The sequence below is a fragment of the Phyllobacterium trifolii genome (genome assembly GCF_014192095.1).
Classification (GTDB): domain Bacteria; phylum Pseudomonadota; class Alphaproteobacteria; order Rhizobiales; family Rhizobiaceae; genus Phyllobacterium; species Phyllobacterium trifolii.
This window is the reverse complement of the sequence record NZ_JACHXN010000003.1, coordinates 71,568-97,491: the sequence shown is the minus strand read 5'-3', so window position 1 is coordinate 97,491 and position 25,924 is coordinate 71,568. Positions and strand designations below refer to the sequence as shown.

Genomic DNA, 25,924 nt, shown 5'->3' with positions numbered 1-25,924 from the left:
GCGCGTCAGGCTCGCACGACCCCGTGATTGTTGAGATGCAGCCGCGCGAACTGGCCGTAGCTGTCCTTCATGGTCACCTGTACCGGCCCGGTGGTGCTGCTCGAAGCACTGCCGATCTCGGCGACCGCATATTCGAAACCGTTCGGCAACACGATCTGAGCACGCGAGTCCGCACCGGTCACCTTGTTGCGGATCGGTTCGCCTGCCGTTTCGATATAATCCTTGACGAAGATGCGGCCCCTGCGGCCGTCGATATCGAGTTCGAGGTCGATCTTCGTGAAAACCGGGTCATTCATTTTTGTCACGGTTGAGGCGTAGACGGCGAACATCGTCGCGAACGGGTCGGTGTCCTGGCCGGTCATGATGCGGAGCAGCGCTTCCCGCTGCCGGTCAGTTGCGTTCTCGTCGACGAAAGCGATGGCTTCGCCGTTGCCCTGATGGATTGCGCCTGGCCATTTGAAGATTGCAGCAAGCCGGAGGCCGTCGAGAACGGTCTCGCCGTGATGACCCTCATCGATCTGGATACCCGCAACGGCATGGCAATGGCCCTTGTCGGGCAGCGCATTGAATTGACAATTACAGCCATACTCGCAGGTGCAATTAACGAGTTCGCGTCCCTTGATCTCCCAAGAAGTCATGCTGTCCTCCCTGATCTCGAAGTATTAAACCGCCATCATACACCTGTGCCAGCAGCGCCGCCATCCCGCCGCGCCATGGAGGACGGCAGCCCAACACGCTTTCTCGCCGATCCAGGCGCCGCCTGCCGCCCAACGCGCATTTGGAGAGAAACAGGAGCTTGACCACCACCCCAGACCGGAACATACATAAAGGCGGGTCAATTCTCGGCGGAAATGCCGGGGCAGTTCTCGGTGGAAATCAACAGACATGGTATCCGAAGCGAGCGCGACTCGCCGCCCAAACACCACTGGTCTGCGCCGATTCCTGGATCTCCAGCAGCAGCGCGATTGGATGCACGGCAAGACGATCCTGCGCGACGCCGACGAGCGCTCGGAGTCCCTGGAACTGCGTCTCAGATACGTTGCGCGGTTTGAGAAACTGCTAAACCGGCCGCAGGCGCAAGAGGTCCTGGAGATTCTCCGGCGCTACAGCCGCGACTGCATCCCGATCCCGCGCCAGACCGAGCGGTATTACTGGTCGGTTTCCTGTCTGCCGTCGACTCCGGGCAAGGCGCTCGTTCGCGTCAATGCGAGCTGGATGGAGCTCTTCTCGCTCTATGCCCACGACGGGGACATCCGCGCGCTATTCCTGGTGCACCTTTCCGATTTCACCACCGACCATTCACTCGATCAGGGCCGGGTGGACGAAGCGTTTCTTGAGCGCTGCGTCATGACGCCGGAAGACGTCGGCTATTTCTTCCCCCGCGGCGAGGATATTTTCGGCATCAAGGTCCGCGGCTGCTCCTCGATCGGCAAATTCCTCGCGGCGCCCCGTGCTTTGCGGGCCATCCGGGCGTTCAACCTGACGCACATGAACCGGGGCCGGAACGCCTATCAGGCGAGCCACTGCTACAGCCTGGCGGATCACATGCTGAGTGGTCCTATGCGCTGAACGGCGTCAGTCGCGCGATATGGACAGCCCCGCGAGAAGCGGAGCGTACGCGGCGAGCCTGCGGGATACGAACTCCGTGAAGAGCCGCACGCGCTTCGTCTTGCGCGTCTCCCCCTGCGTGAGAAGCCAGAGCGTTCCGTACATGTGCAGGTCGGTGCCCGGCACCCTCACCAGCAGGGGGTCGGCATCTCCGACGAAGCACGGCAGTGTCGTAATCCCCAGCCCTTGCCGTACAGCAACGATCTGCGCCGCGGCCTCCGTGGTCCTGAATGGAACCCCCGTGGTGCGAACCTCACCCTCACTGGCCCAATCCGGAATTCCATGAATGCTTATGACGATCCACCGGATGGGATCAGGCGCGCCCGCACGCCATGCGGCTAGTCGATCGCAGGACATGTAGACGCCGCCGAACAGCTCCGGTCCCTTCAGGCCGTGAAGATTGAGCGGCAGGGTTTTGCGGTCGTAGACGACGCGGATCGCCACGTCGGCCTCTCGGTTGGTCAGATTTGCCAGATCGCCGGACGACAAGATTTCCATCTCGATGTCCGGATGCAGACGCGCGAAATCGGCGAAGTCCGGCATGAGCAGGTGTGTCGCGAGGGGCGGAGCCAACGTCACCCGCAGAAGCCCGCGTACGCTCTGGTCGCGCCCGAAGACGCGCGTCTCCAGCTGGTGCGACGACGCTTCCATCTGGTTCGCGAGCTCGAGGACCTCCTCGCCCGCAGCCGTCAGGCGGTAGCCCGAAGGCAGCTTTTCGAACATCTGCGCCCCGAGGTGTTCCTCGAGCTGTGCGATGCGTCGCAGCACGGTCGAGTGATACACCCCGAGGCCCTCGCCGGCAGCCCGCACTGAGCCTCCGCGCGCCACGGCAAGAAAGTAGCGAATGTCGTCCCAGTCGATCATGGTGCAATCCCGCACCGCGCGGTGCGCCTTTCAAAGCCCGTAGCTAACGAATGGTACAGCAGTAGGGGCCGCCATCATAGCTTATGTCGACGAGCGCGGCCCAATTTCCGAACGGCGGACGCCGATCGTCGCGGCTGGTGTCAATCGTCCAGCCGGATCGATTTTGCACCACCGATGTGCGCGTTTCCGCACTCAACAACTGACGCCGGCGGACCCATTTCGAGGTTCTCGGAGGCAGACGCTGTCCGATACGACGAAAGGAAAAGTCATGGGAAAGCTAGAAGGTAAGGTTGCAGTCATCACGGGCGGATCGAGCGGCATGGCGCTGGCGAGCGCCAAGCGGTTCGTTGAAGAAGGCGCCTATGTTTTCATCACGGGCCGTCGGCAGGAAGCGCTCGATGAGGCCGTCAAGCTGATCGGCCGGAACGTGACCGGCGTGCGCGGCGACGCGGCCAATCTCGACGACCTCGACCGCCTGTTCGATACAGTCAAGCGGGAAAAGGGCAAGATCGACGTCCTGTACGCGAGCGCCGGCATGGGCGAAGCCCTCCCACTGGGCGAGATTACCGAGCAGCACTTCGATGCGGCCTTCAACCTGAATGCGCGCGGCACGCTGTTTACGGTTCAGAAGGCGTTGCCGCTGTTCAACGATGGCGGATCGATCTTCATGACCGGGTCAGTTGCTTCGATCAAAGGTTTTCCTGGTTACAGTGTTTATGCGGCGAGCAAGGCGACGTTGCACGCATTCGCACGCGGTTGGCTCAATGAGCTGAAGGGCAGGAATATCCGGGTGAACGTGCTGCACCCGGGGCCGATCGCCACACCGATGCAGGACCAAGTCCTCACCGAGGAGGCGAAGCAGATGTTCGAATCCCTGATCCCGCGGGGAAAAATGGGTCGTCCTGAGGAAATTGCAGCGGCCGCGCTGTTTCTTGCTTCAGACGATTCGAGCTTCGTGAATGGGGTGGAATTGTCTGTCGACGGCGGCTTCTCGGCCATCTGAAATCGTGCCGGATCGCCGGAAGTAGCTGACCGTCCGGCCGCGCGGAAGTCGTTCACGGCAGGACGTCTACCCAAAGGTTGCCACACGGATAACCCAGCGCCGTTGAGGGCCGGGGAATCAATATCAACACGTATCGGAGAAGTATTATGAGCTATGCGATTGTAGGATTCGGTAAGATTGGCCAGGCCCTCGCCCACGCCTTCGCCCGTAGAAACATCGACGTGACCGTCGCGAGCCGCCGGCCGCCCGAGGCGTTGGCGCCGCAGGCCCGAGCCATTGGACCCACGGTCGTCGCCAAGTCGCTGCGGGATGCACTCGAGGCCGACACAATCATCTTGGCGGTCCCGTTCGGGGAGCATCGCGAGGTTGCGAAGGCCCTGCCGAGCTGGGAAGGCAAGACAATCATCGACGCGACGAACGCATTTCCAGTCCCTGAAGAGCTGGATGGCCTCCCGGCCTCCGCCTTCGTGGCGAAGGCATTCACCGGCGCCAAGCTCGTGAAAGGTTTCAATCACCTGGTTGCGGCCACCCTGGCTGCCGATCCGATCGTCGAGGGCGGGCACCGGGTCGTCTTTCTGTCGAGCGACGACGAGGACGCGATCGCTCCCGTGGCGGCCTTGGCCAAACAACTCGGGTTCGCACCCGTCAAGCTGGGAAAGCTCAACGAGGGTGGCGCGCTGGTGCACGCACGCGGCCGCACCTGGGGCCAGCTCATCTTCCAGGATTTGTTCAAGAAGGAGCAGTAGTCGATCTACGACGTGTGATCGACGCCGAGAACTGGTCGCGCGCGCTAACTTCTCGAGCAGCGCGAGACCGAATATTTGAAGGCCACAAAGTCGCGAAGGTTGGGGTGGGCCTGACGGCGTATGGATGGCTTAGGATTCGCTCGAGTGTCCTCTGCTATCCGATACTACTCCACGGTACTCCGCTTCACTCCCACTCGATCGTACCGGGTGGCTTGGACGTGACGTCGTAGACAACGCGGTTAATGCCCTTGACTTCATTGATGATACGCGTTGCCGCCTGACCAAGGAAACTCATGTCATAGTGGTAGAAATCCGCCGTCATGCCATCGACCGAGGTCACTGCACGCAGGGCGCAGACGAACTCATAGGTGCGGCCGTCGCCCATGACGCCTACGGTCTGCACCGGGAGGAGCACGGCGAAAGCCTGCCAGATGACATCGTACAGACCGGCCTTGCGGATCTCGTCGAGATAAACCGCGTCGGCCTCGCGCAGGATTTCCAGCTTCTCACGCGTGATGCCGCCCGGGCAGCGTATCGCGAGACCCGGTCCCGGGAAGGGATGACGGCCGATGAAATGGTCCGGCAAGCCAAGCTCCTTGCCGAGCACTCGCACTTCATCCTTGAACAGTTCGCGTAAGGGCTCGACCAGCTTCATGTTCATGCGTTCGGGAAGACCGCCGACATTGTGGTGCGACTTGATGGTCACCGAAGGACCGCCGGTGAAGGAGACACTTTCGATGACGTCGGGGTAGAGCGTGCCCTGTGCGAGGAAATCAGCACCGCCAAGCTTTTTGGCTTCTTCTTCAAAGACTTCGATGAAAAGCCTGCCAATGGTCTTGCGCTTCTTCTCGGGATCGGATTCGCCTTCGAGCGCATCGATGAAGCGATCCTGCGCGTTCACGAGGATCAATGGCAGATTGTAGTGCTCGCGGAACATCTGGACGACGTCCGCGGCTTCGTTCTTACGCATCAAGCCGTGATCGACGAGGATGCAGGTCAGCTGGTCGCCAACTGCTTCATGAATCAGCAAGGCCGCAACAGAAGAGTCGACACCGCCAGACAAAGCACAGATAACCTTCTTGTCGCCGACCTGCTTGCGGATGAGATCGACCGCCTTTTCACGGTAGGCCGACATCGACCAGTCGCCTTTGATTCCGGCGATGCGATGGACGAAGTTTTCAAGAAGCTTCGCCCCATCCGGCGTGTGCACCACTTCCGGGTGGAACTGTACGGCGTAGTATTTTTTGGCCTCGTTGGCGATCGCCGCAAAGGGCGCGCCCGTGGAAGTGCCGACGACCTTGAAGCCATCGGGTATCTCCATAACCTTGTCGCCATGGCTCATCCACACCTGATGGCGTGTGCCCTTGGCCCAGACGCCATCGAACAGCGCGCATTCTTCCTGGATGTCGAGAAAGGCGCGGCCGAATTCGCGGTGATGCCCGGCTTCTACCTTACCGCCGAGTTGGGCGCACATGGTCTGTTCGCCGTAGCATATACCAAGAACCGGGATATTGGCGTCGAAGACTTTCTGCGGCGCGCGCGGACTGCCGATATCGACAGTGGAGTGCGGACTGCCCGAAAGGATGACTGCTTTCGGATTGATGCGATGGAAGGCTTCGCCTGCAGACTGGAAGGGAACGATCTCGGAATAGACGCCGGCTTCACGCACGCGCCGTGCAATCAGCTGTGTCACCTGACTGCCGAAATCGACGATGAGGACTGTATCTGGATGAGTGGGTGTGTTCATGGCGGGCCTTTAAAGCAAATGTCGAGTCGGTGCAATGGGTTACTGGCACCTACGACAAAAGTGATTCCGATCGTTCACAGGATGGGTGAAGCGGTTGCAATTCTGATTCAAGAAATGGTGGCGGAGATGGCTAACGGATCGAACGTTCGAGCGTTGTGACCACCCATTTGTTTAAACTGACACCGGCTCGCCGCGCGGCGCTGGAGATCGCCTTGTGGAGGATCGGTTCGGCTCGCACGACGAATTGACCGGAAAATGGCTTATCCGGCTCTTCGCCGCGTTCGGCACAAAATGCCAGATAGTCTTCAATCGAATCGGCAAAAGCTTGCTTGAGCTCCATGGCCGATGAGCCCTGAAAGGTGATCACATCCCGCAGATTGATCACTTCGCCATGGAAAATATCGGCTTCTTCATCAAACTCTATGACGGCTTCATAACCCTTGTAATGCATCATCGTCATGGTCGTATCTTCCATTCAAGCTGACTCGCACTCGTGATCCTGCCCTTCACTTACATCTGCCCGACACGCGACCAAGAGTGATTCAATGTCGCGCCACGCAATGCTAGATCGAACAGGCTTGGCAAAAATAGCCACAAGTGTAGCCCGATGGTTCTTGTTCAAATTCATATAGTAGTATCACTTTTCAGTATCAACAAAAATATAGAAAAAATCTTAGATAATAATCGTTCCAGCCTCAATCGCCCCTGCCATCGCTTCGACCGCAACCGCCAGCTTTTCGTCGATGACGTGCAGATATTCCTTCCAGTCATCCACATGACGAAGGTCCGCCGAGCCGTCGGAAATGCCGCGCAAGCCGATGAGCGGCAGCTCAAAGCGCTGGCATGCGCGCAGCACAGCGAAGGTTTCCATCTCCACCATATCCGCATCGATCTGATCATAGGCGCTGCCGGAGACGATGTTGGCGCCTGTCGATAGCGAAGCCTCTTTCACGCCGGGTATGCGATAGCCAAGCGGGACCACAATCGGCAAATTCAAAAAGGGCGTTGCGCCCTTTTTGAACCCAAGCGCGGAAGCATCCATGTCGCGGTACGAAACGCTGGTGACCTGGTACACTTTCGTCTGCTCGAGTGTGCGCGAACCAGCAGAACCTAGCGACACGACGAGGTCCGGCAGCGCACCATTTGACGCAAGGCTGGCCAGCGTTGCCGACACGCTTACCGCTGCCTCCACCGGACCCACGCCGGTGATCAGTGGTGTGAATAGCCGCTGCAGATGCGGCCCGTATTCCGCATCGACGGCCATGACAAAGAGGACACGTTTACCGCCGATCATTGTTACATCCTCGAACACATCAGCCTGCATTGAGCCTCCAAAGCGACCCGTTGAGAAGCGCCGCGAAGGCCACCCACAACATGTAAGGCACGAACAGAAGCGCCGATACCGGCTCAGAACTCCACGTCACCTTTATGAAGCCGATGATGGTTATGAGTAGAAGGACGATGACGATGAGCGCAAGACCCATCTGCTGGAAGCCGAAAAATGCCGGCGACCAGAGAAAATTCAGCGCCAGTTGCGCCCACCAGAACTCCTGGGGCACGCTCAATCCACGATCCCACACCCGCCATCCCGCGATGGCTATGAGGATGTAGAGGATTGTCCATACCGGAGCAAAAATCCAGTTCGGCGGATTGAAGGAGGGTTTGACGAGACCGGCGTACCATTCGCCGGGAAGAGTGATGTAGCCAATGGCGAGACCGCCGCCGATAACCAATACGAGAAACAACAGAAGCGCTTGGGAACGGGACATGCATTTCCTCTCTTCAACGAAGGTCGCAGCCCGTTTGTAGCTTTATTTTTCCCGCCTGAGAACTGAAATGAAAAATCCATCAGTCGACGTGGACAAAGGGGAAAGGATGGTTGTCCCGTCTTTAAACAGCGGCTTCAATCCCGACTCTTTGGAGACCGCCTCCTGCCATAAAGGCTGCGTATCGACGGCACTGTATTCGCTGTTGGCATCAAGAAACGCTGCGACCTGGTCGCCGTTTTCTGGCGCGAACAGCGAACAGGTTATGTAGACGAGCCGGCCGCCCGGTTTCACGTAAGCCTTCGCCGCGTCCAAAACCTCGCGTTGCTCCACCTCGCGGCGTTCGAGTTGCTGGTCGCTGAGGCGCCACTTGGCGTCTGGCCTGCGCCGCCATGTGCCTGAACCCGTGCAAGGTGCATCGACCAGAACCATGTCCATCTGGCCTTCGAGCGGGGCAAGATCGCCGATATTGGCATGAGCCTGCGCATTGCGCACCCCTGCCCGCTTCAACCGGTCGAAAATGGGTGCAAGGCGAGCGCGCTCGGCATCATAGGCATGGATCTGACCCTTGTTGCCCATCTCTGCCGCAAGCGCCAAGGTCTTGCCCCCCGCCCCGGCGCAGTAATCAAGCACCTGTTCGCCAGCTTTGGCGCTCGAGAGTTTCGCCGCGAGCTGCGAGCCCAGATCCTGCACTTCGAACAGGCCGCGCTGGAAGGCGGGTTCGGCCTGCACGTTCGGGTGGCGGCCCATGGCGCGCAAGGGCGGGACGCGCACGGCAGTTTCCAGCAATGGTGCAGGATTGGCACCGGCTCGCGCGAGTTCCTTCAAAACCTTGTCGCGATCGGCTTTGAGCGTATTGACCCGCAGGTCGACCGGCGGGCGGTCGCTGAGGGCTGCCGCTTCCTCGACCCATTTGTCGCCAAAGATTGCCTGGAAATGCGGAATGCACCATTCCGGAACGTCGGCGCGAATATGATCCGGCGCGGAATTGAGATCGCGGTCTGCCCAGACCGCCAGGCGTTCCGCTTCCAGCGGTTCTGGCGCGAATTTATCGCCTTCGAGAGCGACATTGATATCCTCAATGTCGAGTTCCGCATCGGAAAGCAGAACACCAAAGGCTATATGACGCGCCGCATCGCTATCCATGCGCCAGGCAAGCGACAGTTTCCGCCTGAGGGCATCATAGACGATATTGCCGATGACCGCGCGATCGCCCGCACCGGCAAAGCGATGCGATAATCCCCAATCCTTCAAAGCGTCGGAAGCCGGCCGCTTGCGATTTTCAATATCGTCCAGAACTTCGATTGCCGCCTGCAGGCGTCCACCAAGTCGCATATGCATTCCTTTTTCTTATCAAGAGTGTCGCATACATGGACCCGGCAAGAAAAGAAAGCCGGAGCATGGAGCCCCGGCTTTCTGATCGTTGGGAATAGCGCTAACGGTGCCGCTTCTTACCCTCCCCCTTATGGGGAGGGAGGCTGCGTTAGCAGCAGGGAGGGGATTGGTCGGAAAAAGAAAGACCCCTCCCCGTCGCTTTGCTCCGTCCCTCCCCACAAGGGGGAGGGTAAGGAACGTTGAGTATTCACTCGGCAGCGACGCCTTTTTCTTCCTGCGAAATGGTGCTGGCCTCATAGCCGTGCGCTTCCTTCAAGGCAGCGCGAACACCGGCCTCGTATTCAGGATGGACACGCTGGAAATGCACCAGCTGGCGCTCGATGATTGCCCCCGGCACGCCATCCATCGCCGCAGCGATGTTGGAGAACAGGCGCGAGCGCTGACCGGCATCGAACAGGTTGAACAAGGCCGTCACCTGGCCGTAGTCGTCATTGCCGATACGGTGATTGTAGCGGTCCGCATCACCCGAAAGCTTCAGCGGCGGCTCTTTTGCCGAAGGCTGTTCGACAGCGCCGGAGAAGCTGTTCGGCTCGTAATAGGCGTCGACATTGCCGGACTTCTGGCCGAAGAAATTCATCTGGCCATCCTTGTGGTAGTTGTGGACCGGGCATTTCGGCTGGTTGACAGGGAGTGCTTCATAGTGCGTGCCGAGGCGATAGCGATGAGCGTCCGCATAGGAGAAGACGCGGGCCTGCAACATCTTGTCCGGCGAATGACCGATGCCGGGCACGACATTGGAGGGCGAGAACGCGGCCTGCTCGATCTCGGCGAAGTAGTTGTCGGCATTGCGGTTGAGTTCCATGACACCGATTTCGAGCGGCGGGAATTCACCGTGCGGCCAGACCTTGGTCAGGTCGAACGGATTGTATGAGGTTTGTTCCGCTTGCGTCTCGGTCATGATCTGGACCTGGACAGTCCATTTCGGGAACTCGCCGCGCTCGATGCCGCCAAACAGCTCTTCCTGATAGGTTTCGCGCGACTTACCGATGAGCGTCTCAGCCTCGGCATTGGTGTAAAACTTGTGACCCTGCTGCGTCTTGAAGTGGAACTTCACCCAAAAGCGCTCGCCGGCATCGTTCCAGAACGAATAGGTATGTGAGCCGTAGCCGTTCATGTACATCGGCGCGACGGGCAGGCCGCGGTCCGACATGAGGATCGTCACCTGATGCAGGCTTTCTGGCGACAGCGACCAGAAATCCCACATGGCTGTGGTGGACCGCATGTTGGTGCGCGGATGACGCTTCTGCGTGTGGATGAAATCAGGGAACTTCAGCGGATCGCGGACGAAGAAGACCGGCGTGTTGTTGCCGACCAGATCCCAGTTGCCTTCGCTGGTATAGAACTTGAGAGCGAAACCGCGCACGTCACGCTCGGCATCGGCTGCGCCAAGTTCACCGGCAACCGTGGAAAAACGCAGAAGCAGCGGCGTCTCGGTACCGGGCTGCAACGCCATCGCCTTGGTGTACTTCGAAATGTCGCCGGTGATTTTCAGTGTGCCGAATGCACCCCAGCCCTTGGCGTGAACAACACGCTCGGGGATACGCTCGCGATTCTGATGCGCGAGCTTTTCCAGGAGCTGATAATCGTCCAGCAGAACAGGACCGCGCTCGCCGGCGGTTCTGGAATTCTGGTTGTCGGATACCGGTGCACCGGCGGTTGTCGTCAATGTTGGACGGTCAGCCATTGGCTTCTCCTCGAATCTCGCGTTTTGACAAAAGGAACCGCAGGCGCGCTAGCGCAGCCGCGTTCTCAACCACACCATAGAACCTTTCTAATCATAGTTTCCAATTGATTTTAGAATGATTATTGATAGGATTTACTTATCATGTTTTCAGTTCGCCAAATGCGCTATTTCGACATTCTCGCCAACACGCTGCATTTCCGCAAAGCGGCGGAGATGGCACGCATATCCCAGCCTGCCCTCTCGGCGCAGATCGCGGAAATGGAGCTGCTCCTCGGAGCCACGCTGTTCGAGCGGACGCGGCGGACGGTCGTGCTTACGGAGATGGGCAGGCGTCTGCTGCCGCGCATACGCGGCATTCTCGATGAAATTCGCTCGCTTGAGGAACTTGCGGGACAGAGGCGTGGCACCTTGAGGGGGCGGCTGCGACTTGGCATTATTCCGACGATTGCGCCTTATCTGCTGCCGCTGCTGATCCCGGATCTCCGCGAGGCCTATCCTGAACTTGCGATCGAGCTGCGAGAAGCCGTTACCTCGAAGCTGGTCGAGGATTTGCGCCTTGGCGATCTGGACGCCATCATCGCGGCCCTACCGATCGAAGGCGAAGGGACGGTCGCCAAACCGCTGTTTCGCGACCGCTTCCTGATCGCAACATCGAACAATGATATCGACGTTCTCACCTCGCCCATGACGCAGGAGGATGTGGCGCTTGAGCGGCTGCTTCTGCTTGAGGAGGGTCATTGCCTGCGCGATCAGGCGCTTGCAGTGTGCAGCAATGTGAAGCAACGCCAATTGGTCAATTATGGCGCGACCAGCATGGCGACGCTGCTGCAGATGGTCAGCCACGGCATGGGACTGACGCTGATCCCCGAGATTGCCGTGCGCACCGAAGCCGGCCGCAATAACGTACGCATCGTGGCTTTTGCCGATCCGGAACCATCACGTGAAATCGGCTTGATCTGGCGCAAGCAGAGCGAGCGGCGCGAGGACTTCGAAGCGCTGGCGATTACAATCGTCGATTGCAGTCGCCGGTTGATGATTTCGGCGGATGAACTGGACGATCTTGCGGCTTAGATAACGGGTGGAACGGCGAGGTGTAATGCCAGCATGACCCACAAGGCTCCATTGAGAATCAAGCCGAGGACGAAGATTGGTTGGCGCAGGCGCAGGCGATTGGATGTTATGTGCACACAGGTGTGGGCCACACGCATTGCCACAAAACACCAGGCTATGATTACGGCAAGCAACGTGGCGCCGTTGACGGCATAGAGCGCCAGGCAGACGACATAAAACAGCATCGGCAATTCATAGAGATTGATCAAATTGCGAACCGTCGCAACGCTGGCCTCTGGCTCTTTGAGTGGGACCTTGAAATCCCTTGCGCTGGCCTGGCCGCTGAGAACGGCTTGCCGACGGCGCAGCATAAGGACGGCATAGACACAATAGATAAGGAAAGTCAGCGCGATCATCGGCCAGAAAATTGCGGTTTGTGACATGGTCCCTCCTGTTATTCGTTTATACGTTCTTTTCAGGCATACGATTTAAGCGCAAGCCCGGTACTGCCTGCAGACTGCTTGCCAGATGATCAATGAAGGCGCGCACCTTGCGCGGCAGGAAGCGAGCAGTCGCATAGACCACGTGCACATCCATCGGCGCATAGGCATAATCGCGAAGAATCCGAACGAGCTTGCCCGAATCAAGCAGTGGCTGGATCAGCGGGACTTGGGCGCCCCCGATGCCGAGACCAGCGCACAGTGCTTCATTCAGGACAAAGGCGTTGTTGGCGAGGAACGTAGAGCGGATTGGCGCTACGAGAGCGCCATGAGGGCCGATCAGGGGAATCGATTCGCCCTGTGGTGACCATGAGAACCGGATGTAGCGATGCTGGATAAGGTCGTCCGGTGTCCGGGGCTTGCCGTGGGCAGCGATATAGTCCGGAGAAGCCACGAGTATGCGTTCGAATGTGGCAAGTTTTCTTGCGACCAGATCGGAGGATTTCATCTCGCCGAAGCGGATCGCCGCGTCGACGCCCTCCGCAATCAGATCGGCAAAGCGATCATCGAGGACAAGTTCAATCGTGAGGTCTGGATGCAGGCGCTGAAACTCGATGATTATGGGCGAAAGATGCATCTGGCCAAACCCGACAGGACCATGAACGCGAAGGTTTCCGCGCAGCGTCGTGGATAATTCACCAGCGCTTTCTTCCGCCTCGTCCACCGCCTGCAGGATTTGCCGTGCATGCTGGTAGTAGGTTTCGCCACCTCCGGTAAGCGCGAGCTGGCGCGTAGACCGGTGAAACAGACGCACGTCCAGATGCCGCTCCAAAGCAGCCATCTGCTGACTGACGGCTGGCTGGGTCAGGCCAAGTTCGCGCGCCGCTGCGGATAAAGTGCCAAGCTCCGCAACGCGCACAAACGTCTTCATCGCTGCGAATCTATCCATTGTCTCCTCAAAGAATTTCTTATGAATGTTATCATTTTTTGGCCACTACGCAAAGCTATATGAATGGATCATATCTGTTTCAGAATCTGAAACGGAGATTTTGAAATGACTAAAAAAGCAGTTGTTGTCGGCGCCAATGGCATCATCGGTGGCAATCTGATTTCGCACCTTGTCGAATTGGGCGAATGGGAAATTATTGGCCTGTCGCGCCGTGGCGGTGCCCCAAGCGAGAAGGTCAGCCACATTGCGGTCGACTTGCTCGACACCGCGGCGGCCAAAGCGAAACTCGCACACCTCACCGACGTGACCCATATCTTTTACGCGGCCTATCAAGACCGGCCGAGTTGGGCCGAGCTTGTGCCGCCAAACCTCGCCATGCTGATGAATACAGTCAACGCAATCGAACCGATCGCACCCGATCTCGAACACATCAGCCTGATGCAGGGTTACAAGGTCTATGGCGCACATCTTGGCCCGTTCAAGACGCCGGCGCGCGAGACCGATGCCAATCACATGCCGCCGGAATTCAACATCGATCAGCAGGATTTTTTGGAAGCATTGCTGAAGGGCAAGAGCTGGACCTGGTCGGCATTACGGCCGTCCGTCGTCGTAGGCTTTGCGCTCGGCAATCCTATGAACCTTGCTTCGGTGATCGCCGTCTATGCCTCGATGTCGAAAGAACTCGGCCTTCCACTGCGCTTTCCCGGCAAACCCGGCGCCTATGACAGTCTGCTGGAAATGACGGATGCCGGGCTTTTGGCGCGGGCCACTGTTTTCATCGCAACGAACCGGCATTGTGGCAATCAGGCGTTCAACATCAACAATGGCGATCTTTTCCGCTGGAGCGAGATGTGGCCGAAGATCGCGCGGTTTTTCGAGTTGGAGGTCGCGCCGCCACTTCCGATGTCATTAAACGTCGTCATGACGGACAAGGAAGACTTGTGGAACCGCATGATCGAGAAGCACGGTCTTGCAAAGACACCCTACAAAGATGTGTCGTCCTGGGGCTTCGGCGATGCGGTCTTCGGCTGGGATTATGATTTCTTTGCCGACGGCTCCCGACTACGGCGGGCCGGGTTCCATGAATATGTCGATACGGAGGAGATGTTCATGCGCGTGTTCCGCGACCTTCGGGAACGCAGAATAATTCCTTGATTTGGGTGCCCTACTCCGTAAAGGGCTCCCCCTGCCGTCGCGGTCTGTCGTAGTTCAGAAAGAATTCGTCGAGTTGCGGCGGCGGAACATTGGTGCCTGCCAGCATGGCATGTGCCTGCCCGCGGTGATGGATCTGGTGCACAAAAAGGTGCGATAGCAAGAGGTAGATCGGCTCCTGCGAGGTGTCGCCAGTCCCCCATGTGATCGATACGATCTTGTCTAGGTCTTCGGGCTCGATATCGTCACAGAAGCCGATGAGGCTGCTATCGAACTCTGTCTGCGCCTGCTTCAGGTCTGAAGCTTTGGAATAGGGTATATCGCCGACGAGGTCGATATTCCTCCGGCCTTTGCCGATCATGTCGGCCATGTAAATGTGATCGACGATGAGATTGTGGTTCAGCGTCAACTGGATGGATGGGAAGAAGCTGGTGCGCTCTTGGGCAAACTCGGCTTCGGTGAGCTGCTCACACGCGCTGAGCAGCCGGAAGTTCGACCAGGCGCTGTTGCGCGCCATGGCCGAGAAGTGATTGCGAAGGGCGATATCAGACATTGCCCTTCACTTTTGGGTCAGAGCATTTAACGCAATTCCGGACGGAAAACCGGTTCCCACTTTTCCTGGAATTGCTTTAGTTGCCGCCCGGATAGTTCGGGCTTTCGCGGGTGATGGTGACATCATGGGTATGGCTTTCGCGCAGACCTGCATTGGTGATGCGAACGAATGTAGCCTTTTCGCGGAATTCTTCCAAATTTTTTGCACCGACATAGCCCATGGATGCTCTGAGACCGCCAGCGAGCTGATGCAATACGCCGGAAACCGGACCCTTGTAGGCGACCTGGCCTTCGATGCCTTCCGGCACGAGCTTCAGTTCGTCGCGTACTTCGGCCTGAAAATAGCGATCAGCCGATCCTCGCGCCATGGCGCCGACAGAGCCCATGCCGCGATAGGCCTTGAACGAGCGGCCCTGATAAAGATAGACCTCACCCGGGCTTTCTTCTGTGCCGGCAAGTGCTGATCCTGCCATGGCAGCGGACGCACCCGCGGCCAGTGCCTTGGCGAAATCACCGGAATATTTGATGCCGCCGTCGGCGATGACCGGCACATTCGATTTATGTGCTGCTTCGACCGCAGACATGATTGCGGAAAGCTGCGGCACGCCGACACCCGCGACGATCCGCGTGGTGCAGATCGAACCCGGTCCAATACCGACTTTGACCGCATCGGCGCCCGCATCGATCAGCGCCTGTGTTCCCGCGGCAGTGGCGACATTTCCGGCAATGATACGTACGGCATTCGACATCTTCTTGGCGCGAGTAACAGCATCGAGAACACGCTGCGAATGGCCATGGGCGGTATCGATGACAAGGACATCGACGCCGGCGGCGATAAGCCGTTCGGCCCGCTCAAAACCATCTTCACCGACGCTGGATGCGGCGGCGACGCGAAGCCGGCCTTGCGCATCCTTGGCTGCATTCGGGTTAAGCCGCGACTTTTCCATGTCCTTGACCGTGATCAGGCCAACGCAATAACCCTTTTCGTCGACGACCAGCAGTTTTTCGATGCGATGCTGATGTAAGAGGCGCTTGGCTTCTTCGTGCTGGACGTTATTCTCACGCACGGTGATCAGGTTTTCGCGCGTCATCAACTCGTAGATTTTTTGGGCAGGATCTGAGGCAAAGCGCACGTCGCGGTTGGTGAGGATGCCGACAAGGCGGCCCGGCTTGCGGCTGCCCTCGCCGGAGTTCTCGACCACAGGAATGCCGGAGATGCCATGGGCGCGCATCAGCGCCTGCGCATCGGCAAGTGTCGCGTCGGGGCCAATGGTGACCGGATTGACGACCATGCCGGATTCGAACTTCTTGACCTGCCGGACTTCCTCGGCCTGCAGTTCCGGCGTGAGATTGCGGTGAATGACGCCCATGCCGCCCGCCTGCGCCATGGCGATGGCGAGACGCGATTCGGTAACTGTATCCATCGCCGCTGATAGCAACGGCAGGTTGAGTTCGATATCGGGAGCGATGCGGGTGCGAATATCGGTCTGGCCGGGCATAACCTCGGAATGACCTGGCTGGAGCAGAACATCATCAAATGTCAGTGCCAGCGCGCCTGTCGCGGATTCAACGATTTTTGCCATGACCAATTTCCTTGCAATACGGGTAATACGACTAAAGGGCGCACCACGGTGGTGGGGCGCCGATCAAGTTCTGTTCAAGTGAATTGGCACGGGCTGGTAACACGGATATGTCGGTTTGAAAAGATCAAAACGCAATTACTGGCATTCCAACCGTCAACAGCCCCACAATATTGTAGCAATATCCCGGCGCAAAAGCGCCGGAACTGCATTTTACAGGTCAGTTCGTTCAGACGTCGAACTGATAGGTTGCCGGCACGAATCGATAGCCCGTTTCCTGCTTTTCAACAAAACCCACGCCAGGGAAAGGCATGTGGTAGCCAATGAACGGTACCTTGTCGGCCGCTATCATGTCGAACACCTTCTTGCGCGTTGCCGCGCCCATGGCCTTGTCGGTATCGAAGGCAACTTCCCAATCGGGGCGCTGCAATGAGGCGACGTAGTGATTGGCTGTATCAGCAGTCAGGACAAGATGCTTGCCGGCCGATTCGACGTGAAAAATCATGTGGCCAGGCGTATGGCCATAGGCCGCTTCGCTGGTGATGCCGGGGATCACCGCATCGCCCGCCTTGATGAAGGTGAACTTTTCGGCAAGCGGCTTGACCTTGGCATTGACACCTTTGGCATTGGTTTCGGCCGGAGTACCCGCACGCGCAGCGTCGGTCCAGAAGTCATATTCGATCTGCCCGCCGACATAGCGCGCATTGGCAAAGCCGGGTGTTTCGCCATTCATCAGGCCACCGATGTGGTCGCCGTGCATATGGGTGATAACAACAAGCGTCACCTGATCAGGCGTATAACCTGCATCTTTCATATTCGCCTCAAGCTGACCAAGACCATTCTCGCGGCCACCTGCACCAAAGCCTGTGTCGACGAGCACCAGCTCAGATCCGGTATTGATCAGAACCGGCGTGAAGCCGTTGACGAATTTCGTTTCCGGCAGGAAATTGGCGCGCATGAGTTCGGCGACTGCCTCCTGGCTCTGATTGGCGCCGAAGGTTGGAAATGGACCATCGCCGGGGCGTAGCCCGTCAAGCAAGGTAGTAATCTCGAAATCGCCCAGCTTGAAACGTTTGAAGCCAGGCGACTTGATCTCCGATTGTGGAACAGCCGCCTCCGCAATGTCAAAAATCATCTGTGACATTGCCAATCCGCCGGCCATGGCACTTGACGTGAGAAAAAGGTTGCGGCGGGAAATCTCGAATGCAGACATAGGATTATCTCCTTCAGGCAACAATATGCAACGCGGCAACGTCAGCGCTGCCGCTCCGTTCCTGCTGAATAGACCAAAAATCGCGGCGTCTGGATCACTTCTGATTGATCGCCGCTTGAGCCCCGGCATCGCGAGTGCTATCGGAACTCGCAAGGCCACCTGAGTCTCATAAAACGAGATTCACCGCCTGTTTTCTCACCTCCTGAGAACTGGAATTCAACTTGAACCGTATCGTTCCGCTCGTCCTGGCCGTCGCCCTTTTCATGGAGAACATGGACTCCACCGTCATCGCGACGTCGCTGCCAGCGATCGCTGCTGATATCGGCACCAGTCCGATCGCTTTAAAACTGGCACTCACCGCATACCTCGTCTCTCTCGCGGTTTTCATTCCAGTCAGTGGCTGGATGGCCGACAGGTTCGGTGCAAAGAATGTCTTTCGCGCTGCTATTGTTGTTTTCGTTCTCGGATCCATCGCCTGCGCCGCCTCGGGCTCGCTCCTCGAATTCGTTCTATCGCGCTTTCTGCAAGGCGTAGGCGGGGCAATGATGACGCCTGTTGGCCGTCTCGTGCTGGTGCGTTCGACGCCGCGCAATGAACTTGTCAGCGCCATGGCATGGCTGACAATGCCGGCGCTCATCGGCCCGCTTATAGGGCCACCGGTCGGCGGTTTCCTGACGACCTATTTCAGCTGGCACTGGATTTTCCTGATCAATGTTCCGATCGGCGTCCTCGGAATCATCATCGCCACCCGCTATCTGCCCTCCATCGAAACCCTGGTGCAACGGCCGCTGGACGTTCCCGGTTTCTTTTTAAGCGGCATCGCCGCCTCGGGCATCGTTTTCGGCCTGTCGGTGGTCAGTCTTCCAGCGCTTCCGACATGGGTGGGTATGGCGACGCTTCTGACCGGCATCATTTCCGCCGTTCTTTATCTTGTCCATGCGCGCCGAACTGCGGAGCCGTTGCTTTCTCTCAATCTTCTGGACAATCAGATATTCAGAGCGGCAATCGTCGGCGGCAGTCTGTTCCGCATCGGCGTCGGGGCAATCCCGTTCCTGCTGCCGTTGATGCTTCAGATTGGCTTCGGCCTGACGCCATTTCAATCCGGAATGATCACTTTCGTATCGGCACTCGGCGCCATGAGCATGAAGCTCGTTACAAAATGGTTCTACCGGAAAACCGGCTTCCGCAATTCGCTGATGTATGGCTCCTTCGTCGCCGCGATATTCGTCGCGGTCAACGGGTTCTTTACGCCGGAAACGCCCTATTGGCTGATGATCCTGCTGCTTCTCGTGGGTGGATTTTTCCGTTCCCTGTTCTTTACGGGGACGAACGCTCTCGCCTATGCGGATATCCCCAACGAGCAGACGAGCCAGGCGACACCGATCAGTTCCGTTGCCCAGCAGATTTCGATCGCGCTTGGCGTGGCGGTTGCCGGCGGCATTCTCGAGATTACGACCAAGATACACGGCGGCCCGCTGCAGCTCTCCGATTTCCACATCGCCTTCTTTGTCGTGGCGGCAATTTCGGGTTTGGCATGCCTGTCGTTCAGGGGTCTGCAGCCAGACGCGGGTTCAGAGGTTTCTGGTCACCGGCCGCTGATCAAGGCAGCAGCACCGGCGGAATAGCGGGCAGTCGCAATCAGAGAGAGTTATTCAATCGAATCCCGGTCATCAGGCAGTCCCTTGAAGTCCCTCGCCAGCAAATAAAGCTCGACGGATTCCGCACGTGATGCGGGGGGCTTTACGTGATGGACGGACTTGAAATGCTTCTTCAACAGTGTGAGCACTTCATTTTCAGTCCCGCCCTGAAATGTCTTGGTGAGAAAATGTCCTCCCGGACGCAGAACGGAGACGGCAAAGTCGGCGGCGACTTCGCAAAGGTGGGTCGTGCGTATGTGGTCGGTACGGCGGTGGCCGGTCGTCGGCGCAGCCATGTCCGACAGGACGATATCCGGTTGGCCGCCGAGTGATTCCATGAGCCTGTCCGGCGCTGCGTCATCGAGAAAATCCATCTCAAGCAAGGTGACGCCCGGCAATGGGTCGATGTGTAGATAGTCGATGCCAACGACCGTTGGAACGTCTTCCGGCGAGCCTACGATCGACGCCGCAATCTGGCTCCAGCCACCGGGAGCGGCGCCCAGATCGATAATGCGCTGACCTTTTTTCAGGATCTTGTAGCGGTCATTGATCTCGATCAGTTTATAGGCGGCGCGCGAACGATAGCCGTCTGCCTTGGAGCGCTGCACATACGGATCGTTGATGTGACGCTCGAGCCAACGACGCGACGATTCCTTGATCGTGCCCGCCTTCTTCTTGATTTTGGTATGCAGACCGCGCGTGCCTGTGCCGCCGCGTCCCCCTGTCGTCGTCTTAGCCATAAGGGCCCCTATTCCTGGATCATGCGGTTGCACGCAACCAGCGATTGCGCCACGCGCCATCACGCGACATGAGTTCAGTCAAAATACCTTCGCGCAGCCCGCGATCGGCCACGCGCAATTTCTGGCTGGGCCAGACGTTGCGGATAGCATCAAGGATGGCACAACCGGCAAGAACGAGATCGGCGCGATCAGCACCAATGCACGGATTGGCAACCCGTTCATCGAAGCTCCACGACAGGAGCTTGCTGGTCATTTCCGTGACGTCATCGTTCTGCATCCAGATACCATCGATACGGCGGCGATCATAGCGCTCGAGACCGAGATGAATACCGGCGAGCGTCGTGACCGTGCCGGACGTGCCGAGCAGATGAAAGTTCTGGCTCTTGACGAGATCGCCGAGCTTGTGACGCTCGGAGAAATCATTGATCAATTCGGCAACATGATCGACCATGACTGCGAAGTTATCGGTGGTCACATCACGCCCGCCAAAGCGCTCGGCCAAAGTGACCACGCCGACGGGAAGCGACGTCCAGGCAATGATATGTTCTGCAAGCCGCGGCGAGCGGCGCTCGGAAACGTCGATCAGCGCGATCTCCGAGGAACCGCCGCCGATGTCGAACAGCACGACTGCGTCGGTCTCGCGCTCGACCAGCGTGCCACAGCCGGATACGGCAAGACGCGCTTCGGTCTGGCGATTGATGATCTCGAGATCGAGGCCGGTTTCGCGTTTGACCCGGGCCAAGAACTCCTCGCCGTTCGACGCCTGACGGCAGGCTTCGGTGGCGATAAGCCGGGCGCGGCGCACATCGTGGCTCTCAAGTTTGTCGCGACAGATCTTCAGCGCCTCTATAGCGCGATCCATAGCGTTGTCGTTCAGGCGCCCCGTCGCGCCGAGGCCTTCACCGAGGCGGACGATACGGGAGAAGGCATCGACGACGCGAAACTGGCCGGGGCGGGTGGGCGACGCCACTAGAAGCCGGCAATTGTTGGTGCCAAGATCGAGTGCGGCATAGAGCGGTCCTCCGAAATGCCTGGATTCGCGCCGCTGCGTGGCTTGAACCGGGGCTGCCGGAGACGGCTTTACTGTCACTACTGGCGGTATCGTATCGACAGGTTTGATCCCGGCGCGGCCCCGACGACGAAAGCGATTGGGCCGCCGCTTCTTGGCGGCTTTGGCCGGTGTATTGGCAGGGGGGGGCGAAACGCTCGAGACAACGACTGGCTCGGTCGAAGCAGGCGCCTGTTTCGACTTGCCGCGCTTTCTGCGGCGCGCACGTTTCTTATGGTTCTTGTCGAAGCGTCCTTCCAGGGAATCGGATTGGCTTTCCTGCCTGTGATGTGCAGGATCCCCATGCGGTCCGGGCCCATTCTTGGTGAGACCTTTAGTGCCGTTCAGCACCATGTCACCACCAGACGCCCCTCCATTCGGCGCGATTGGCGCGCCTCTCTCGGGGTCTTTCAAAGTCTTATCCTTCGAGCGCCGCGCGAACCCATAAGGACGCAAGCAGGACGCTTTTCAATTAACGTTGGATACAATGTAACATCATTTGCCGAATATCCAAGAGACCATTTGATGTCCCTGTCGCGACGGGCTTGGCGCGCTCATGGGCTGCTGGAGCCTTGTGCACGAGGCTCCAGGGTCAGGATAGTTCCGCAATGTACCCCGCAGGATTGTCGACAGCCTTCCAGCCAGTCGATTGGAGCTTGGCCGAACTTGCAATCAAGTCACCGTTCAGCGTTTTCCAGCGATCTCCCTGGCCTGTTATTTGTGCGGCAATGTTTAATATCCACAACGGGCATGAGAACAACCCAGGATTGCGGCCGCGCCGGCGTCGTATGGCGGCCAGTATCTGCGGTACCGTTACTGGATTTCTGTCCGATACAATGAATGTGCCACGATCGGTTTTCGCTTCGTTCAAACTATGGATGATGGCGCGGCAGAGGGCAGCGCGATCGAGCAAGGATCGTTGACCGGCCAAGGACTTTAGCGGTAACGGGACAGGCAATGCCGCGAGTTTCTCGAGCATCGCCATGTTACCCTTCACACCCGCGCCATAAACGAGCACGGGACGCAGGATCGTATAATTTCCGCGCTCCATCGCTAAGGCGATTTCGTTCTCGGCTGCAAGCTTGGCCCGACCGTAATCATCAGTTGGTTGTGGGAGATCGCTTTCCAACGCGACGCCTTCATGAACGCTCCCACATTGCGCACGTATCGACGACAGGAAAACAAACCTGCCCGAAATGGTTTTATGCGCAGCCTGAGCAAGCTTTGCCGCCAGCACGCAGTTGACTGCATGATAGGTATGGGTGGCGTCGACTAGTTGCGTGTGAGCGATAGCGGCAAGATGCACGACATGATCGACATTCTCGAGGATGCGCTCGAATGCTTCGACAGGCTCGTCGGGTGCAGGCAGCCGCACAATTTCCGTGTTGGAGCCGCCGGCGTTGCGCGTGGCACTGATCACCCGGTAGCCGGAGGCTTCAAGTTGCTTGACCAGTTCCACACCGATGAAACCCGAGGCTCCCGTCACGAGAACAACGCCCGTTACCATATGATTGAATCCTTCCAACACCTGTCACTCATATCAACAGAGACGTTTCCACATCAATGCGGCGTCAGGGACTAAATCGAAAGGACTAATCGGGAGCAATAGGGCTCGTAGCATACCTATGATAAGCGATGGGTCAGGGACCGCGATCACTATCGTTATGGAGTAACGCCTATGCGTCAGCCCGATTTTCAGCCGCTCGAGACAAAAGACTTCCTGATCCTGGCCGCGATCATGGTGGCTATTCTTTGGGGATGTTGGGAAGCTGGAACGATGCTTGCCAAATCAAGCAATCCAAGTGGCCATCAGACCAGCATCATCCCGGATCACCTGACCGCCTGATCGGGGGCCTTGCCGCGCCCGGATCGTTGGACGCAGACCAAGTCTGACACGTACGTTTCCGATCTTTTGATCTCTCACATTCACACATGTTCCCGTTGAAAATTCTCGCATAAGTTGTATTAATGCACGAGCACAATTTTGAGATGTCCCCTTCATGTCTGAGAACGATCATCAACCGGTGAAGTTAACCGGCGTCTTGCTACTCGCTGCTGTTGCACTGGTATTTCTCGCTGTCATCTGGCTGATAGGAACCGCATTCGCGCGGACAACAATTGTCTACGATGGGAGCACAGCAACGGAACGAATGACCTATGTCAGCGTTGTATTACGCTGACCCTATTTCCGTCAGCGGAGGCTTGGCGCCGACTTAGCCTATTATGCCCTCCCCGGGGCGGTGCCAAGCCTCACCTGCCCCGCTAAGCGTTTGCCAATCAATCGAACTTGACGAGATTATGGACCGGCAAAGGACCGCCGGGAAACTGGACAAGCCGTGACCCAACGGCGGCCAGCCGCCTTTACAGGCTCACGCTGTCAAGCGTGATCGGTTGCCGGAGCGTTTTGCAGGAAGTCTTGGATAGGCGACATGAAAAAGCCGATGCAGTTCTCTCAACACCGGCTTAGTGGACGCAATCAGATCAGCCGATTGTGCTCGACGAGCTGCCGCAGGCGGCGCAGCTTTCCATCGCTGTCGGGGTTTACACGACGGGGCTTCTTAGCGGCCGGTTTTGCGTTATGCACGACGGTGTCAGGCGATGCGGTAATAGGGGTTTTCAGCCTTTTCAGAAAGGTAATCGTGCGATTCAACATGGTGAGTATCCTCCAAACGCCCATAAAGCCGCAGTGGACCAGGAATCCAGCGGAAAAACTTCGACTTTTGAGGCAACTGAACGAATTTTAGCACCATTCAAACGGGCGCGCCAGAACTATCAGGAGCCGCAATTAAGCCGCAAATGACGACCTACAATCGCGAATCGTCTTTTGGCCAAAGCTTGGCTCTTCGCGGCGTCAGAGGTTCTCGACCCGCCAATCTCATTCCAAATGACCGATTCTGTACGCACTCGATTTTGGTTCTTGTTATGCAAGCGGCCCGCAATCGAAAAAGCCTCGTCCAGCAGTCTAGTTTGTAACTTTGTAGGAGAGCCGCCATGGCCAAAGGACAACAGAAAAGCAATCGCGAAGTGCGAAAACCCAAGAAAGAGAAGGTTGCGCCGAAGGCCGACGTTCCTTTCAGCTCCATGATTAAAAAGGCGGAAGCGCCGAAGGCCAAGTCAAAGGGTTGATCTAGCCAAGAAAGCCCCGGCGATAATCTGGGCTTCATCTTAGAGCACGTCTTGAAAATCTACTGCGGCGGCCATCTGGCGCGATTTTCTGTGCTCCGGTGCTCACGTACTTAAGTACGCTCCGCTCCGGTTCTGGAAAAATCACGCCATACGTCTCGCCGCAGCGACTTTCCAAACGGACTCTTACAGGATCTGATAGCGCAAGTGGGTGACCAGCGGCGACTGGATAGTTCTTGTGTTTTTCAGCTCGATCGTTTCATCACCTATCCCGTCGAACAGGCGTGTCCCCTGCCCGAGCAAAACCGGCGCGAGTTGGAGAACGATTTCATCCGCCAGCTTCGCTCGCAACAGTTGCTGGGCGACATTTGCACCCATAACAATGATATCCTTTTCACTTGCAGCCGCTTTCGCCTGCTGCACAGCGCTTTCGACACCGCCGTTGATGAAAGTGAATGCCGAGCTTTTCATCTTCAGCGGCTCACGTTTTTCATGGGTGAGCACGAAGCTCGGGGCGGGAAATGGCGTGTCTTCCCAATGCGGCAGCCCCAGATCGAAGGTTCGCTTCCCGAGGATCACCGCACCGACGTTGGCAGGCATCTCCCGTGCCATGTCGCGGTCGATTTCAGAGCTTCCGTCAAACAACCAATCATGCAACTGTTCGCCGCCCTCGCCCATGGCATCTTCGGGGCTGATATTCGGCCCGGCGATGAAGCCATCGAGTGACATCGTAAACGAGACAATTACTTTTCCCATGCCGCTTATCCCTCTCTGATGGTCCGAATTCTAATTTCGCGAGATGTCTTTCACAACCGTTTTCGGATTGACTGTGCACCGTCCAAATGTGAACAAAACAGGAACAAATTCCTTTTCATATATGCAAGGTTGTGGCAATCTTCCTGGAAAAGGAGATTCTGATGAACGCTATATCCCAACAACCGGAAGACGAAATAGATGAAGCGCTGGCCTATCATCAGGGTGATGTGAGGGCCACAATCGCTGCCCTTCTGGCGGAGCGGGAATTCCTTTTGCGGGAAATCGAGTATGCCTCTCTCGCCATGTCCTATGGTTTTGCCCGGGGCTGGAAACCCGGAACAGGTTCGACGCGTCAGACGACAGCACGATAGACTTGGAAGGTTTCGCGTGCGATGGTTGTATATCCAATAATGCGAGATGCAATGAAACATAGTCCAAAACAGATGCCTGAAGTTGGCGTCCACCCGAAACGGGTCTTGAGCCCTTCGGAACAGAAGAGTCTGGCAACCACCGCTGCGGCTTCTGCAATCATCAATGATGAAACACATAAGTGGGAAAGCAAGACGGCACGTCTCAAGGCTTTACGGCTTGCCAAAGAAGCTGAAGAGCAGGCAGAAATCGCTGCCCGACCGCCGGCTACTCCAAAAGGAAAGAAGACTACGCGGACAGCTGCCAAAGCCAAGTAGTCGTTACTGCAGGGAACTCGAGGTGTCGCTCGCTTACGCGCGCAATGAGGAATCGATTGCCGTCTTATACTCGGATGCCAATGCCAGACGGCGAAAATATTTCGAAATAGAAAAACCCCGAAAAGACTGGGGAATAGACTTTAGTTCAGTCTTTGAAATTATTTCTCAGGCATTGGCATTGACGA

At 57.6% G+C, this 25,924-nt stretch carries 29 protein-coding genes; 11 read left to right on the top strand and 18 right to left on the bottom strand.

Annotated features, from left to right (window positions below):
* Window positions 1-5 precede the first annotated feature (5 nt).
* On the bottom strand, window positions 6-638 hold the full coding sequence (locus tag FHS21_RS05450; protein ID WP_112525854.1) for a DUF1326 domain-containing protein: 633 nt from the start codon (window positions 636-638) through the stop codon (window positions 6-8).
* A 247-nt stretch (window positions 639-885) separates the two neighbouring features.
* On the opposite strand from FHS21_RS05450, the gene FHS21_RS05445 reads away from it, so the two are divergent.
* On the top strand, window positions 886-1,569 hold the full coding sequence (locus FHS21_RS05445; protein WP_112525856.1) for a hypothetical protein: 684 nt from the start codon (window positions 886-888) through the stop codon (window positions 1,567-1,569).
* A gap of 6 nt (window positions 1,570-1,575) precedes the next feature.
* Here the strand turns inward: FHS21_RS05445 and FHS21_RS05440 are convergent, their stop codons facing one another.
* Window positions 1,576-2,472, bottom strand: a complete 897-nt coding sequence (locus tag FHS21_RS05440) for a LysR family transcriptional regulator (RefSeq protein WP_112525858.1) — start codon at window positions 2,470-2,472, stop codon at window positions 1,576-1,578.
* 268 nt (window positions 2,473-2,740) lie between these two features.
* On the opposite strand from FHS21_RS05440, the gene FHS21_RS05435 reads away from it, so the two are divergent.
* Both FHS21_RS05435 and FHS21_RS05430 read left to right on the top strand, forming a co-directional pair.
* A complete protein-coding gene (locus tag FHS21_RS05435; RefSeq protein ID WP_112525860.1) occupies window positions 2,741-3,475 on the top strand; it encodes an SDR family NAD(P)-dependent oxidoreductase in 735 nt (244 codons plus the stop codon).
* Window positions 3,476-3,621: 146 nt separating this feature from the next.
* Window positions 3,622-4,221: an NADPH-dependent F420 reductase gene (locus FHS21_RS05430; protein ID WP_112525862.1), complete on the top strand. Its 600-nt coding sequence runs from the start codon at window positions 3,622-3,624 to the stop codon at window positions 4,219-4,221.
* 184 nt (window positions 4,222-4,405) lie between these two features.
* Here FHS21_RS05430 and guaA read toward each other — a convergent pair whose 3' ends face one another.
* From guaA to katA, 6 genes are all read right to left on the bottom strand, one after another.
* The gene (guaA, locus tag FHS21_RS05425; protein ID WP_112525864.1) at window positions 4,406-5,968 is read right to left on the bottom strand and encodes a glutamine-hydrolyzing GMP synthase; all 1,563 of its coding nucleotides are present in this window, start codon (window positions 5,966-5,968) and stop codon (window positions 4,406-4,408) included.
* A gap of 130 nt (window positions 5,969-6,098) precedes the next feature.
* Window positions 6,099-6,443, bottom strand: a complete 345-nt coding sequence (locus FHS21_RS05420; RefSeq protein WP_246410844.1) for a type II toxin-antitoxin system HicB family antitoxin — start codon at window positions 6,441-6,443, stop codon at window positions 6,099-6,101.
* Window positions 6,444-6,641: 198 nt separating this feature from the next.
* Window positions 6,642-7,292, bottom strand: coding sequence for a 5'-methylthioadenosine/S-adenosylhomocysteine nucleosidase (locus tag FHS21_RS05415; RefSeq protein ID WP_210283353.1), 651 nt, complete (start codon window positions 7,290-7,292; stop codon window positions 6,642-6,644).
* Window positions 7,282-7,737, bottom strand: coding sequence for a TspO/MBR family protein (locus tag FHS21_RS05410; RefSeq protein ID WP_112551885.1), 456 nt, complete (start codon window positions 7,735-7,737; stop codon window positions 7,282-7,284). Before FHS21_RS05410 ends, FHS21_RS05415 begins: the two co-directional genes overlap by 11 nt.
* 42 nt (window positions 7,738-7,779) lie before the next feature.
* The gene (locus FHS21_RS05405) at window positions 7,780-9,069 is read right to left on the bottom strand and encodes an RsmB/NOP family class I SAM-dependent RNA methyltransferase (RefSeq protein ID WP_112525868.1); all 1,290 of its coding nucleotides are present in this window, start codon (window positions 9,067-9,069) and stop codon (window positions 7,780-7,782) included.
* Between the two features lie 247 nt (window positions 9,070-9,316).
* Window positions 9,317-10,813, bottom strand: a complete 1,497-nt coding sequence (gene katA, locus FHS21_RS05400) for a catalase KatA (RefSeq protein WP_112525870.1) — start codon at window positions 10,811-10,813, stop codon at window positions 9,317-9,319.
* A gap of 141 nt (window positions 10,814-10,954) precedes the next feature.
* On the opposite strand from katA, the gene FHS21_RS05395 reads away from it, so the two are divergent.
* The gene (locus FHS21_RS05395) at window positions 10,955-11,884 is read left to right on the top strand and encodes a hydrogen peroxide-inducible genes activator (protein WP_112525872.1); all 930 of its coding nucleotides are present in this window, start codon (window positions 10,955-10,957) and stop codon (window positions 11,882-11,884) included.
* Here FHS21_RS05395 and FHS21_RS05390 read toward each other — a convergent pair.
* Window positions 11,881-12,306: an MAPEG family protein gene (locus tag FHS21_RS05390; protein ID WP_112525874.1), complete on the bottom strand. Its 426-nt coding sequence runs from the start codon at window positions 12,304-12,306 to the stop codon at window positions 11,881-11,883. The genes FHS21_RS05395 and FHS21_RS05390 overlap by 4 nt on opposite strands.
* A 19-nt stretch (window positions 12,307-12,325) precedes the next feature.
* The gene (locus FHS21_RS05385) at window positions 12,326-13,252 is read right to left on the bottom strand and encodes a LysR family transcriptional regulator (RefSeq protein WP_112525876.1); all 927 of its coding nucleotides are present in this window, start codon (window positions 13,250-13,252) and stop codon (window positions 12,326-12,328) included.
* Between the two features lie 105 nt (window positions 13,253-13,357).
* On the opposite strand from FHS21_RS05385, the gene FHS21_RS05380 reads away from it, so the two are divergent.
* On the top strand, window positions 13,358-14,407 hold the full coding sequence (locus FHS21_RS05380; protein ID WP_112525878.1) for an SDR family oxidoreductase: 1,050 nt from the start codon (window positions 13,358-13,360) through the stop codon (window positions 14,405-14,407).
* A gap of 10 nt (window positions 14,408-14,417) precedes the next feature.
* Here the strand turns inward: FHS21_RS05380 and FHS21_RS05375 are convergent, their stop codons facing one another.
* From FHS21_RS05375 to FHS21_RS05365, 3 genes are all read right to left on the bottom strand, one after another.
* The gene (locus FHS21_RS05375; protein WP_112525880.1) at window positions 14,418-14,957 is read right to left on the bottom strand and encodes a DinB family protein; all 540 of its coding nucleotides are present in this window, start codon (window positions 14,955-14,957) and stop codon (window positions 14,418-14,420) included.
* Window positions 14,958-15,033: 76 nt separating this feature from the next.
* Entirely contained in the window at window positions 15,034-16,539 is a 1,506-nt protein-coding gene (gene guaB, locus FHS21_RS05370; protein ID WP_112525882.1) for an IMP dehydrogenase, read from the bottom strand.
* Between the two features lie 226 nt (window positions 16,540-16,765).
* Window positions 16,766-17,749, bottom strand: coding sequence for an MBL fold metallo-hydrolase (locus tag FHS21_RS05365; RefSeq protein ID WP_112525883.1), 984 nt, complete (start codon window positions 17,747-17,749; stop codon window positions 16,766-16,768).
* A 221-nt stretch (window positions 17,750-17,970) separates the two neighbouring features.
* Here FHS21_RS05365 and FHS21_RS05360 point away from each other — a divergent pair, with 221 nt between their 5' ends.
* Complete coding sequence (locus tag FHS21_RS05360) at window positions 17,971-19,374, top strand: MFS transporter (RefSeq protein ID WP_112525885.1); 1,404 nt, start codon at window positions 17,971-17,973, stop codon at window positions 19,372-19,374.
* 23 nt (window positions 19,375-19,397) lie between these two features.
* Here FHS21_RS05360 and FHS21_RS05355 read toward each other — a convergent pair whose 3' ends face one another.
* The 3 genes from FHS21_RS05355 to FHS21_RS05345 all read right to left on the bottom strand — a co-directional run bounded on the left by FHS21_RS05355 (window position 19,398) and on the right by FHS21_RS05345 (window position 22,681).
* The gene (locus FHS21_RS05355; RefSeq protein ID WP_112525887.1) at window positions 19,398-20,126 is read right to left on the bottom strand and encodes an RlmE family RNA methyltransferase; all 729 of its coding nucleotides are present in this window, start codon (window positions 20,124-20,126) and stop codon (window positions 19,398-19,400) included.
* Window positions 20,127-20,145: 19 nt separating this feature from the next.
* Window positions 20,146-21,528 (bottom strand): Ppx/GppA phosphatase family protein, encoded by a 1,383-nt coding sequence (locus FHS21_RS05350; RefSeq protein WP_112525889.1) that lies wholly within the window; start codon window positions 21,526-21,528, stop codon window positions 20,146-20,148.
* Between the two features lie 238 nt (window positions 21,529-21,766).
* Window positions 21,767-22,681, bottom strand: a complete 915-nt coding sequence (locus FHS21_RS05345) for an NAD-dependent epimerase/dehydratase family protein (RefSeq protein WP_112525891.1) — start codon at window positions 22,679-22,681, stop codon at window positions 21,767-21,769.
* 171 nt (window positions 22,682-22,852) lie between these two features.
* On the opposite strand from FHS21_RS05345, the gene FHS21_RS05340 reads away from it, so the two are divergent.
* Window positions 22,853-23,020: a hypothetical protein gene (locus FHS21_RS05340; protein ID WP_162701811.1), complete on the top strand. Its 168-nt coding sequence runs from the start codon at window positions 22,853-22,855 to the stop codon at window positions 23,018-23,020.
* A 154-nt stretch (window positions 23,021-23,174) separates the two neighbouring features.
* Window positions 23,175-23,354: a hypothetical protein gene (locus FHS21_RS05335; protein WP_112525893.1), complete on the top strand. Its 180-nt coding sequence runs from the start codon at window positions 23,175-23,177 to the stop codon at window positions 23,352-23,354.
* Between the two features lie 296 nt (window positions 23,355-23,650).
* Here the strand turns inward: FHS21_RS05335 and FHS21_RS05330 are convergent, their stop codons facing one another.
* Window positions 23,651-23,827 (bottom strand): hypothetical protein, encoded by a 177-nt coding sequence (locus FHS21_RS05330; RefSeq protein ID WP_162701812.1) that lies wholly within the window; start codon window positions 23,825-23,827, stop codon window positions 23,651-23,653.
* 338 nt (window positions 23,828-24,165) lie between these two features.
* Here FHS21_RS05330 and FHS21_RS31140 point away from each other — a divergent pair, with 338 nt between their 5' ends.
* A complete protein-coding gene (locus FHS21_RS31140; protein WP_281385925.1) occupies window positions 24,166-24,300 on the top strand; it encodes a hypothetical protein in 135 nt (44 codons plus the stop codon).
* Window positions 24,301-24,483: 183 nt separating this feature from the next.
* On the opposite strand, the gene FHS21_RS05325 is transcribed toward FHS21_RS31140, so the two are convergent.
* Window positions 24,484-25,053, bottom strand: coding sequence for a dihydrofolate reductase family protein (locus FHS21_RS05325; RefSeq protein WP_112525895.1), 570 nt, complete (start codon window positions 25,051-25,053; stop codon window positions 24,484-24,486).
* A gap of 161 nt (window positions 25,054-25,214) precedes the next feature.
* On the opposite strand from FHS21_RS05325, the gene FHS21_RS05320 reads away from it, so the two are divergent.
* Window positions 25,215-25,424 carry a hypothetical protein gene (locus FHS21_RS05320; RefSeq protein ID WP_112526331.1) on the top strand — a complete coding sequence of 70 codons (210 nt, stop codon included), beginning with the start codon at window positions 25,215-25,217 and terminating at the stop codon, window positions 25,422-25,424.
* Window positions 25,425-25,475: 51 nt separating this feature from the next.
* Window positions 25,476-25,739 (top strand): hypothetical protein, encoded by a 264-nt coding sequence (locus FHS21_RS05315; RefSeq protein ID WP_246410840.1) that lies wholly within the window; start codon window positions 25,476-25,478, stop codon window positions 25,737-25,739.
* Window positions 25,740-25,924: the final 185 nt, after the last annotated feature.